General features: G+C 62.5%; 9 protein-coding genes. 2 read left to right on the top strand and 7 right to left on the bottom strand.

Features of this window, described 5'->3' with window-relative positions:
• Positions 1–175 precede the first annotated feature (175 nt).
• From ACIX9_RS03125 to ACIX9_RS03100, 6 genes are all read right to left on the bottom strand, one after another.
• Entirely contained in the window at positions 176–2,380 is a 2,205-nt protein-coding gene (locus ACIX9_RS03125; RefSeq protein ID WP_013579023.1) for a bifunctional rhamnulose-1-phosphate aldolase/short-chain dehydrogenase, read from the bottom strand.
• Between the two features lie 282 nt (positions 2,381–2,662).
• A complete protein-coding gene (locus ACIX9_RS03120; RefSeq protein ID WP_013579022.1) occupies positions 2,663–3,751 on the bottom strand; it encodes a substrate-binding domain-containing protein in 1,089 nt (362 codons plus the stop codon).
• A 203-nt stretch (positions 3,752–3,954) separates the two neighbouring features.
• Positions 3,955–5,160 carry a TIM barrel protein gene (locus tag ACIX9_RS03115; protein ID WP_013579021.1) on the bottom strand — a complete coding sequence of 402 codons (1,206 nt, stop codon included), beginning with the start codon at positions 5,158–5,160 and terminating at the stop codon, positions 3,955–3,957.
• A 110-nt stretch (positions 5,161–5,270) separates the two neighbouring features.
• Entirely contained in the window at positions 5,271–5,957 is a 687-nt protein-coding gene (locus ACIX9_RS03110; protein WP_013579020.1) for a LutC/YkgG family protein, read from the bottom strand.
• A complete protein-coding gene (locus ACIX9_RS03105; protein ID WP_013579019.1) occupies positions 5,947–7,425 on the bottom strand; it encodes a LutB/LldF family L-lactate oxidation iron-sulfur protein in 1,479 nt (492 codons plus the stop codon). The genes ACIX9_RS03110 and ACIX9_RS03105 overlap by 11 nt, the downstream gene beginning before the upstream one ends.
• Positions 7,422–8,174, bottom strand: a complete 753-nt coding sequence (locus tag ACIX9_RS03100; RefSeq protein ID WP_013579018.1) for a (Fe-S)-binding protein — start codon at positions 8,172–8,174, stop codon at positions 7,422–7,424. The genes ACIX9_RS03105 and ACIX9_RS03100 overlap by 4 nt, the downstream gene beginning before the upstream one ends.
• Before the next feature lie 155 nt (positions 8,175–8,329).
• Here ACIX9_RS03100 and ACIX9_RS03095 point away from each other — a divergent pair, with 155 nt between their 5' ends.
• Positions 8,330–9,514 (top strand): L-rhamnose/proton symporter RhaT, encoded by a 1,185-nt coding sequence (locus tag ACIX9_RS03095; protein WP_013579017.1) that lies wholly within the window; start codon positions 8,330–8,332, stop codon positions 9,512–9,514.
• A 2-nt stretch (positions 9,515–9,516) separates the two neighbouring features.
• On the top strand, positions 9,517–10,329 hold the full coding sequence (locus ACIX9_RS03090; RefSeq protein WP_013579016.1) for a rhamnogalacturonan acetylesterase: 813 nt from the start codon (positions 9,517–9,519) through the stop codon (positions 10,327–10,329).
• Here ACIX9_RS03090 and ACIX9_RS03085 read toward each other — a convergent pair.
• Positions 10,326–11,648, bottom strand: a complete 1,323-nt coding sequence (locus tag ACIX9_RS03085; protein ID WP_013579015.1) for a rhamnogalacturonan acetylesterase — start codon at positions 11,646–11,648, stop codon at positions 10,326–10,328. The two genes, ACIX9_RS03090 and ACIX9_RS03085, sit on opposite strands and share 4 nt — an antisense overlap.

The raw sequence follows: 11,648 nt of genomic DNA, 5'->3' as shown, positions 1-11,648 counted from the left end.
CGATCGGAGAGCAGGTCCCGGGGGCTGAAGCCCGGATTTGTTGGTGTTCCTGATAGGCCGGGGCTGAATCCCCGGCCTATCTCAGAAGCAAGAACAAATGCAACGGCGAAAGCCAATACGGAGGTTCTGAGCTTCGCTCAGAATGACGACTTGAAACAAACAGCGGCAAAGACCCTTAGCGGAGGTAAGCCTCAACCAAACCGCCGTCTACCGGGATAAGGTGGCCGGTGGTGCAGCGGGCTGCGGGGCCGGCCAAAAACATGATGGCCTGGGCGCAGTCGCGGGGGTCAATGGGGGTGTGAGTGAGGGTGCGCTTGGCGTAGAAGCCGGCTAGGACGTTGCGGAGTTCGTCGTCTGTCATCGTCTCCTGGAAGGGCAGGTTGTACTTGCTCAAGGAGGCGATGACGCGGTCGCGGGGGAACATGGTGCTTCCCTTGACGACCGTGGCGGGCGAGATGCCGTTGACGCGAACGAGAGGGCTCATGGAGACGGCCAGCTCGCGGACGAGGTGGCTGAGAGCGGCCTTCGAGACGTCGTAGGCTTCGGAGCCACGCTTGGCGACGACGGCGTTGGCGGAGGAGGTGAGGACGATGGAGCCGTCGATTCCCTGCTCCTTGAAGATGATTGCGGCTTCGTCGGTCAGCTTGAAGTTCGCGGTGACGTTGACCTCAAGGGTGACAGCCCAGAGGTTGTCGTTGATGATGCCGTCGGGCGATGAGGGGAAGATGGCGGCGGTGTTGATGAGGATGTCTATTCCACCAAACTGCGCGATCGTGGCGTCCAGGGCCGAGCGGATGGCCTTGCGGTCGGTGATGTCGATGGCGACGTGGGTGACGGCTTCCTTGCCGATGAGGGCTTTGACCTCTGCGGCTACGGACTCGGCGCCCTTGGTGTCACGGTCCGCGACGACGACGTGGGCTCCACGCTCGGCTGCGAGCAGAGCGACCTCACGGCCGATGCCGCTGCCTCCTCCGACGATCAATGCGATGCGGCGGCTGAGTTCTTTCTCGGGTGGCTGGCGGCGGATCTTGGCTTCTTCAAGGGCCCAGTACTCGATGCGGAAGGCTTCGCTGGCGGGCAGGGCGACGTAGTTCTGGTGGACCTTGAACTTGTCTGCACTGGCTGCGGGGCCGGCCTGCGGAACGTCCAGGCACTGCTTGCCTTCACCGAGTGCTCCGGCACCCTGCATGACGCCTACGGCGTTGATGTAGAACTCGCCGGTGATGCGGGCTTCGGTCTTGTTCTTGCCGAAGCTGAACATGCCTACGCCGGGGATCAGAACGACGGTGGGGCTGGCGTCGCGGAGTGCGGGCGAGTCCAGCAGGGCGTGAGCCTTGTAGTAGTCGGCGTACTCTGCGCGGTAGGTTTCGAGGGCGGTGGCGATGAGTTCCTTCAACTCCGAGGGGTCGCCGGCGGGGTTCCACTTGATGAACATGGGGCGGATCTTGGTGCGGATGAAGTGGTCCGGGCAGCTGGTGCCGAGGTGCGCGAGGGCTTCGGCTTCAGCGGAGTTGACGAAGTTGAGGACCGAGGCTGCGTCCGTAAAGCTGCCGATCCAGCGCTGCCTGCGGGAGACGATGCCGCGGAGGTAGGGGAAGATGGACTGGGCTATTTCTGAGCGGTCGGTGCGTGCTTGAACTTTGGCTCCGCTGAAGAGCTGGTAGCCGGGCTGGGCGGCGTGGCGCTCGATGAACTGGCCGATCTGGTCGATGATGGTGACGGTGTTGAGGTAGGACTCGCGCTGGGTGTTACCCCAGGTGAAGAGGCCGTGGCCGCCGAGGACGACGCCATCGCAGCCGGGGGTCTCCTGGACGATCTTGCGGAGCATCATGCCGAGCTCAAAGCCGGGACGCTGCCAGGGGAGCCATGCGAGCTTGTGGCCGAACTCCTTGTTGAACTCCTCCATCTTGATCTTGCCGTTGGCCGATGCGGCGAGGGCGATGCCCCAGTCGGGGTGAAGGTGATCGACGTGCGGGAAGGGCAGGAAGGCGTGGAGGGAGGTATCGATAGAGGCGGCTACGGGGTTGTTGCCGAAGGTGCAGAGGGGGTACATGCCGACCATCTCATCTTCCAGCTCGACGCCGCGGTAAGCGTTCTCGAGGGCGAGAACCTTATCGAAATAGAGGGTGGCAAAGCCGGCGCGCTTGATGCTGCCGAGATCTCCGCCGGAGCCCTTGACCCAGAGAATCTGCTTGGTCTGGCCGTCCAAAGGGTCTTTCTGATCGAGCTTGGAGCTGGTGTTTCCGCCGCCGAAGTTGGTGATGCGGAGATCCGAGCCGAGGAGGTTGGAGCGGTAACGGAGGAGTTCGGGTGCGTCGAGCGTTTCCGCGAGCTTATCGTCCCAACGGTCCTCTAGAAACTTGAGTTGATTCTGTGCCATGGTGTGCCTGATCTCCTGGTGGTTCTACGGTGGGGTCTGCGAATTTTTGCGCCCACCAATCATTCCATACTGAATGTCAATACGGCAACTTTTTCGGATTGGGATTTGGTGAATGCGTCGGGGATGGATGGCTGCGGCTATTCCCTCGGCGGCTAAAGCCGGTTTTGTGGGTGGGGGCCAAGCGGCGGGACTGAAGTCCCGCCCTTTCAAAGCAAGAGCAAGAGCAAATGCAACGGCAAAAGCCAATACGGGGGTTCTTCGCTTCGCTCAGAATGACGGGCGTTAAAGAGGAGGAAGGGTTTCGCGGGTGACGAGGCGGTGGTTGACGTAGTTGTATGGGGCTACGGTTTGGCCGCGGAGGAGGGCGAGGCCGAGGTGGATGAGATTCTGGCCGTAACTGCCGGTCTCATGGGAGATGGAGGCGATCATGGGGGAGTTGGGGACGCGCATCTCTGCGATGGCCTCCGCGATGCAGTCCTGACCGACGATGACGACGTTGCGCTCGCGCTTCTGCTCGCGGACGGCGTCAAGCGCGCCGAGGGCGCTGGTGTCCGTGGCTGCCGCGAGGAGGATGTGTTTGTCTTTGGGGTGGCGCTGGAGGAAGTCCGAGACGAGCTTGCGGCTGCGCTCTCGGATGCCGCGGCCGTCCATGCGGACGAAGCACTCGTCCGGGAGGTCCGCGATGGTGGCTCGGACGCCTTCAAAGGCTCCGGTAATGCGGCTTTGGACGAGCTGGCCGGCTTCGGGGAGGTCGAGGCCGAGGATCCAATCGACCTTGCCGGACCAGTGGCGGACGGCGTGGGCGGCGAGGACTTCGCCGGCCTCTACGCCTACCCGGTAGTTGTCTACGCCGAAGAAGGTGGCGTGGGGGTGGGGGATGTCGATGGCGATGAGGGGGATGTTGGCGGCGGCGATCTTGTCGGCGATGATGGGGGCGACGTTTTGCTCGACCTGGAACTCGATGATGAGGTCTACGCGGGCTTCGACGAACTGCTCTACGTTGCGGATGGCGGTGGGGCCGTCGTAGGAGTTGTCGAGAATCATGAGGTCTACGCCGACGGAGGCTGCCGCGAGCTTGAGGGATTCGGTGACCTCGTTTGAGAAGGGCATCTCCGCGCTCTGACCGCCGAAGCCGAAGCGCATCTTCTTGGGGCGGGAGACCTGGCGGTAGAGGCCGTCTTGCGACTGCGAGAGGTAGCCGCGATGGACGAAGGTCTTGAGGATTCGGTAGACGGTGGTTTTGGAGATCTTCGTCTCGCGGTGGATTGCTTCCAGCGTCATCTGCTGGTTTTCCGTCTGGAGGAGCTCAAGGATATCCAGCGCTTTGGAGAGGACGGGGATGAGGTAGAGGCGCTTGGTGGTTTTTCTCAATGGAACGTACTCCTGCGGCGTTTCAATACACACCACATTACCACTGGGAACGGCAGATGGGATGGTTGGCTTCACAGGAAGATGCGGTGGCGCGATTCCCTCAGCGGCTCAAGCCGGTTCATCGCCACAAACAGAGCGGCGGGACTCAAGTCCCGCCCTTTCAAAACAGTTGAGCTACGTGCAGATCCTAGACGGCCCTGCGATCAGGCGTAGCTGGAGACGCTGGCGGCGTTCTTTGCGCTGCGCTCCTGCGAGATCTTTTCCACGTAGCCGCTTTCTGCGAGAGCGGTGAGAGGGTTGGCGGGAAGGTTGTGGGACTGGCGCCAGGCGCGGACGATGGGGCGAACGTCGGTCCAGAAGGCTTCTCGGAAGGTCTCCTCGGCTTCGACGAGGCTGCAGGACTTCTGGAGTTCGGCTAGCTTGGCGTGGTCCACGAGGGCGGCTTTGGCGTAGAGCTCCTGGGCGGTGGCTACGGTTTGAACCATGGCTTCGACCTTGCCCTTGAGGTTGTGGCTTTGATCGATCATGAAGGCGATGTCGTTGAAGTTCGTGGTCGTATCGGACAGGATCTCGTGGAAGATGCGGAAGACCTGGTAGGGGTCGATGGAGCCGAGGGTGAGGTCGTCATCGGCGAACTTGCGATCGTTGAAGTGAAAGCCACCGAGGGCGTTGAGGTGGAGGAGCCAGGCGACGATCTGCTCGATGTTGGTGCCCTGGAGGTGGTGGCCGGTGTCTACGAGGACCTTGGCCTTGGGGCCGGCGCGGCGTGCGAGCTCGAGGGCCATGCCCCAGTCAGCGATATCGGTGTGATAGAAGGCGGGCTCGAATGGCTTGTATTCGACGAGCATGCGCTGGTCCGGACCGAGGGCGGCGTGGGTGGCGGCGAGGACCTCTTCCATGTACTCGATGCGGCGGCGGATGCTCTGGGTGCCGGGGTAGTTGGAGCCGTCGGAGACCCACATGGAGACGTCACGGGAGTTGAGGGCGCGGCCGATCTCTACGGAATCGAGCAGGTGCGAGAGGGCGTTGCCGCGAATCTCCGCGCTGGGATTGCAGATGGAGCCGTACTTGTACTCCTGGTCTTGGAAGAGGTTCGGGTTGATGGAGCCCGAACGGATGCCGTAGGTGCGCTCAAGCTGCTGGATCTTGGGGATGTCGGATTTGCCGCTGGGAAGGTCCCAGAGGACGTGCAGGGCCATGGTGGAGGAGACGCCGGTAAGGGCGTTGACCTGGGCTGCATCCGCGAACTTTTCTTCGATGGTGCTGGCGGCTGCGGGCTGTGAAAATTTGCCGAAGCGGGTGCCGGTGTTGGCGAAGCCCCAGGACGGGATCTCGATGCGAAATTTGTCGAGCGCTGCCCACACGCGCTGTTGATCCTGCTCCGTTACTGCACCGTTCAAATCCGGCATGATGAAATCTCCCCCAAGCACAACAATACTGAAAAAACATCTCTATTGAAACTCAGTTAGACTGCGCTGTGCCGGGGGCTGTTGTCAAGAAGGATCTGGGTGGATGGCGGTTACTCGGACGAGATGAGGATGACGTCCAGGAAGCGCGGGCCGTGGACTCCCTTGATGCGGGTCATCTCAATGTCCGCAGTGGCGGATGGGCCAGAGATGAAGGTGGTGGGGAGCGCGGCGGTGGGCTGGAGGGCTGCGACGGCTTCAGGGACGGTGGCTTTGACGTCTGCTGCGTTGACGAGGCAGAGGTGGTAGTCCGGGACGAGCGATGCGGCTCGCCTTCCCTGCCCTGGGACGTTCTGGAGGACGAGGGTACCGGTTTCGGCGATGGCAAGAGTGCTCAGGGTGATGACGCCGTCCGTGGCGTCCAGCTGGGCTGCGGTGAGGGATTCACCCTCTCTTCCGTCGGGGATGTACTCGAAGCCTTGCGGCAGGATGTCTTCGGGGAAGCCTGCGGGCAGGAGAAGCTTGCGGACGCCTCGGGCGGTGAGCATCTTTGCGATGGACTCTGTGATGCCGGAAGGCGTGCAGGTGAGGACTTGCGCGTCGTAGTCGTGGAGACGGTCTATCAGGAGGTGCAGGACGTCTTGCGGGGAGGCCTGGGTGTCATGGCGGAAGGTGCGTGGGATGGCGGACCAGGAGGTGGCGATGTGGTCTTCCGGCTGACTCTCTGGTGTTGGCAGGAGGGCCATGTTGATGCGGGAGAGGATGGCTTCTCGGGCTGGATTTTTCAAATTAGAGGACATCAGTGCCTCCCTTTTTGGGGGCTGGTTTGCCGGTCGATTGGGGGCGGTTTTCGAACCACTCGCGGAAGGTCTGTTTGGGCATGGATTGGAGATCGCGGACCTGGGTCCAACCGCCTAACAGACCGGGGAGCCAGCCGATCCAGCCCTGGCCCTGGCCGTCCTTGCGGACGAGGGGAGTCTCTGCGATGCGGCCGAAACGCTGCGCGGCACGGAAGCGGCTTTCACTGCGGAAGATCATGCCCATGGTGCGCATGGCGAGAGCTTCCGGGGTGAGTGCGCCGTTCTGTTTGACGACCTTGTTGCGGAGGTGGATGAGGACCTCCGGGATGTTGATCTTGACGGGACAGACCTCATAACAGGCGCCGCAGAGGGAGGACGCATACGGCAGGGACTGGGCGTGCTCCATGTGTTGAAGCTGCGGGGTGAGGATGGCGCCGATGGGGCCAGCGTAGACCGAACCGTAGGCATGGCCGCCGGTCTGGCGGTAGACGGGGCAGGCGTTCTGGCAGGCGCCGCAACGGATGCAATTGAGGGTCTGGCGGCCTTCGTGGTCGGCGAGGATCTCGGTGCGGGCGTTGTCGAGGAGGATGACGTGGAAGTTCTTTGGGCCATCGCCGGGCGTGACGCCGGTCCAGACGGAGTTGTAAGGGTTCATGCGCTCGCCGGTGGCGGAGCGGGGGAGAAGCTGGAGGAGGACTTCAAGGTCCTGGAAGCGGGGGATGACCTTGTCTATGCCGGCTATTGTGATGAGGGTCTTGGGCAGCGTGAGGCACATGCGGCCGTTGCCTTCACTTTCCACGACGCAGACTCCGCCGGTCTCCGCGATGAGGAAGTTGGCACCGCTGACGGCGGTGTGGATGGTGAGGAACTTCTGGCGGAGGTAAAGGCGGGCCGCGTCGGCGAGGTCCTGCGGGGTGTGGCCGAGGTTAGGGAGGTTCATCTCGCGCATGAAGATCTCACGGATCTGGGCGCGGTTCTTGTGCAGGGCTGGGACGACGATATGGGAGGGCTGGTCGCCGCCGAGTTGGATGATGAGTTCGGCTAGATCCGTCTCGAAAGGCTGGATGCCGGCGGCCTTGAGAGCCGGGTTGAGGAAGATCTCCTCGGTGGTCATCGACTTGATCTTGATGACCTCTTTGGCTTTGGCGGACTGGGCGAGATCGACGACGATCTGGCGGGCTTCGGCGGCGTCTCGGGCCCAGTGGACCTGGCCTCCCGCGGCGATGCAGTTGCGCTCAAACTGCTGGAGGTAGTGGCCGAGGTGCTGCATGGTGTGGGCGCGAAGCTGCTTGCCGGACTCTCGGAGGGCCTCCCAGTCCGGCATCTCGCCGACCACGATGCGACGCTTGTTCTGGATAACGTCCGTGGCGTGGCGGACGTTCTTGCGGAGTTGGGAATCGCCAAGGAGCTTGTGGGCGGCCATGGGAAAGATGGGGGCGGTGCGTGGGTCGAGGGCGGTGCCGCTCATGCCTGGGCTCCTTCGTCGCTGGCGAGGATCTCAGCAAGGCTGAGGGTGCGGACGCCGGTGCGCTGGCGATGGAGCGCACCCTGGATGTGCATGAGGCAACTGTTATCGCAGGCGGTGCAGACCTCTGCTTTGGTGTTGAGGATGGCGGTGGTCTTCTCTGCGAGCATGGCGCTCGAGACCTCGGCGTTTTTGACGGCGAAGGTTCCGCCGAAGCCGCAGCATTGCTCGAGGCCGCTGATCTCTACGAGGTCTATGCCGCGGACAGCGCGGAGGAGCTTCTGGGGGCCATCGCCGAGGTGCAGGTTGCGGAGGCCGTGGCAGCTTGCGTGATAGGTGACGCGGTGGGGGAAGTAGGCTCCTACGTCTTCCAGGCCGAGGCGCTGGGTGAGGAACTCTGAGAACTCGAAGACGCGGGGTAGGAGGGCTTCGACCTCACGGACGAGTTGGGGGTGCTTGCCCTGGCTGGCGATTTGGGCGGCCATGATGGGGTAATGGTCGCGCATCATGGCGACGCAGGAGGAGGATGGGACGACGACGGCTTCGGAGTTGCGAAACTGCTCGACGAAGCGCTCGAGGAGCGGCATGGCGTCTGCCTGGTAGCCGGTGTTGTAGTGCATCTGGCCGCAGCAGGTCTGGCCGGCGGGGAAGTCTACGGTGTGGCCGAGACGCTCGAGGACGCGGACGACGGCTTTACCTGTGTCCGGGAAGAGAGTGTCGTTGTAACAGGTGATGAAGAGCGAGACTCGCACTACGAGGGACCTCCGGGGAGCGGGCTGCCGGGGAGCGAAGAGCCGGCGGCCGATTCAATAGGCAGTATATTTCCCTTTCGCACTTTCGATCAGATACGATGAGTGCGATTTAGGCTTACGACAATTGGGCGTACATTCCGTTCACGAGGCATGCGTTGGGAAGCAATCCGTTTATCGGCGTTATCTACCACTGGATCGGCGGGTTTGCGTCCGCCACCAACTTTATCCCTTTTCGCGGAATCAAGCGCTGGTCGTGGGAGATCTACTGGCTGATCCAGGGTGTGGCGGCATGGATTATTGCGCCGCTGGTGCTTGGATGTTACTTTGTGCCGAACCTGTTCCGGATTCTGCGGGAGTCGTATGCGGCGCATCCACGGAACGTCATTTATGCGCTGCTGTTTGGGATTCTGTGGGGTGTGGGTGGGCTGACGTTCGGGCTGGCGATCCGCTATCTGGGGATCGCGTTGGGGTATGCGATTGCGCTGGGATTGTGTGCGGCGTTTGGGACCGTGGTGCCTCCGATCATCCATGGGCAGTTCGGGGAGATTCTGCACCAGAGCTCCGGGCAGGTGATTTTGCTGGGGGTGGCGGTTTGCGTGATCGGCGTGGCGGTGAACGGAGCGGCGGGCATCTCCAAAGACAAGGAGTTCACGCCGGAGGAGAAGGAAGAGGCGGGCGAGACGGACTTCAACTTCGGCAAGGGGCTGGCGATTGCAGTGCTTGCGGGGCTGATGAGCTCGTTCTTTGCGTTTGGGCTGGATGCGGGTAAGCCGATCGGCGATCTGACCAAGGAGCGGCTGCTGGCTGGTGGACGGTTGGATCTTTGGCAGAACCTGCCGATCCTGGTGGTCGTACTTTGGGGCGGGTTTATTACGAACTTTGTTTGGTCTTCGATTCTGATTTTGAAGAACCGGTCGATTGGGCAGTTTACGGGGACGCCGGGGCTGAACCCGATGCGGGCGGCTAAGACGACTGGCGACACGCTGGCTGACTTCGATCCTGAAGACCCGCAGTACTCGGAGCGGTTGTCTGGTGCGACGCTGCTGTTCAACTACCTCTTCGCGGGCCTGGCGGGCGTGATCTGGTACTTCCAGTTCTTCTTCTACTCGATGGGTCAGACGAAGATGGGTAAGTACGACTTCTCAAGCTGGACTCTGCACATGGCAAGCATCATCATCTTCGCGACGCTCTGGGGGATCTTCCTGAAGGAGTGGAAGGGGACGAGCATGCGGACGAAGATGCTGGTGGCTTGCGGGCTGGCGTTGCTGATTGGGTCTACCGTGATCGTTGGGTATGGGAACTATATGAAAGCTGCTGAGACGCTGGGCGTTGGGAGATGACGATGCGTGGGCTTGTTCTTGCTGGGTTGATGTTGGTGAGTGGGGTGGTCTGGGGGCAGGTTCCGGGAACTCCGGATGCTCCGGTTCAGGGGTCGTTGACGGCAGAGCAACAAGCGCCGCTGAATCCGGCGCTGCCTACGCTGTTCATTGTGGGGGACTCTACTGCTCGGAACCAGGCTGATCTGGGTTGGGGCGATCACCTGGCGCACTATTTCGACACGACGAAGATCAATGTGGCGAACCGGGCGCGGGCGGGGCGGAGCAGCCGGACGTTCATCAACGAGGGGGCTTGGGATAAGGTGCTGGCGGAGATGAAGCCGGGGGACTTCCTCATCCTGCAGATGGGGCATAACGACGGCGGCGATCTGGACGGCGCGAAGCCGCGTGGGACGCTGAAGGGGCTAGGCGATGAGTACAAGGAGGTGACGCTGCCGGATGGGCATCACGAGATTGTCCATACCTATGGCTGGTATCTGCGGAAGTACATCAGGGAGGCTCGGGAGAAGAAGGTGACCCCGATGCTGATGACGTTGACCATCCGCAATATCTGGAAGGATGGGCAGATCGAGCGGGACATGGGGTACGACGCGCAGTTGAAGGACCTGGCGGCGCAGCAGCATGTGCTGCTGGTCGATATGGGGACGCTGGAGGCCGATGGACTGCAGGCCACGGGGCCGGAGGCTACTGCGCTGCTGTTTCCGAAGGACCATACGCATACGAGTGCGGAGGGTGCCGAAATGAATGCGGGCTATGTTGTTCAGGCGTTGAAGGCTGCTCATGCTCCGGTGGATCAGTACCTCAAACCCCAGGGCTAACGTCCGTAGGGTTTGGCGGTGTCGACCATGGGGCTTTGGGGCATGGTGAAGGTGGCGACCGGGTCGGGGTGGGTGGGGTCGAAGGTGGGGTTGTTCTTGATCAGGTATGGGGCTAACGCGAGGTGCTGGTCGCGAATGCTCTGGACGACCGCACGGGCCAGTTCATAGGCGCCGTAGGAGTTGAAGTGGGTGTCGTCCTTGAGCTCCTCTGACTGGCCGGGGAAGGTGTTGGCGGGGTAGTGGACGAAGGCCTTGAGGGTGCCGGTCTCGCCCATAGTCTCCCAGAGGGTTTTGCTCATGGCGTTGAGGTCGATGAGAGGGACCTTCTGTTCTGCGGCGATGTCGCGCATGGCCTGGGGGTAGTCGCCGAGGCTGGGAGTGATCTTGCCTGCCGCGTCAAAGGTGCGGCGGTTCATGGAGGTGACGAGGATGGGGAAGGCTCCGTGGGCGCGGGCGTCCGAGATGTAGCGGCGGAGGTAGGTCTTGTAGTCGGTCTCGGCGGGGACGTAGCCGGTGCCCTGCTTCTGGTCGTTGTGGGCGAACTGGATCATGAGGTAGTCGCCGGGGCGGATGGTGGAGAGGACCTTGTCGAGGCGGCGCTCGCCGACGAAGCTGCGGATGGTTTCGCCGGACTCGGCTTCATTGGCGATGGTGAGGCCGGGGCCGAAGAAGACGGGGAGCATCTGGCCCCAGGCGGCCCAGGGCTCCTTGTCCTGGTCTACGACGGTGGAGTCGCCGGCGAGATAGACGGTGGGGACGTTGGTGATGGGCTTGATGGCGATGGAACGGACGCTGGGGTTGGTGCCGTTGAACTCGAGGGTGAGCTTGTCGTCCCAGTCGAGTGCGCCGATCTCTCGGGGTTTGAGCTTGACAGTGGGGACTGGCAGGTCAGGAGATACTTTGTCGGAGTGGATGGGGGCGGTGCGGACGTGGACGTTGAAGACGACCTGGCGGGAGGCTCCTGCGGGGATGACCATGCGGTCTACGAAGAGGCGGCGGGACTCGGCGCGGACGGTGACGACGGAGGCGGTGGGCGAGCCTAGGGTGAGGGTGACCTGGTAGCTGCCGTCTGGCTCGGCTGCGGAGAAGAAGAAGGGCTTGTCGCTGGAGCAGGAGTTTTTCGCGAAGGTGACGGGGGCGGCTACGAGGTCGAAGCCTGCGGATGAGGCGGGGGTGGCGTAGCGGGTGGCGGCGGTGAGGGCCGGGGTGCCCGGCTTGGTTGGCGCGCAGGTGAAGGAGTAGCTGGACTGGGCGAGCAGAGGTGCGGAGGCGAAGAGGAGCGATGTGGCCAGGACGGTGTGCGGATGACGACGTGACAT

The sequence above is a fragment of the Granulicella tundricola MP5ACTX9 genome (genome assembly GCF_000178975.2).
GTDB classification, from domain to species: Bacteria; Acidobacteriota; Terriglobia; order Terriglobales; family Acidobacteriaceae; genus Edaphobacter; species Edaphobacter tundricola.
This window is presented reverse-complemented; position numbering and strand designations above follow the sequence as displayed.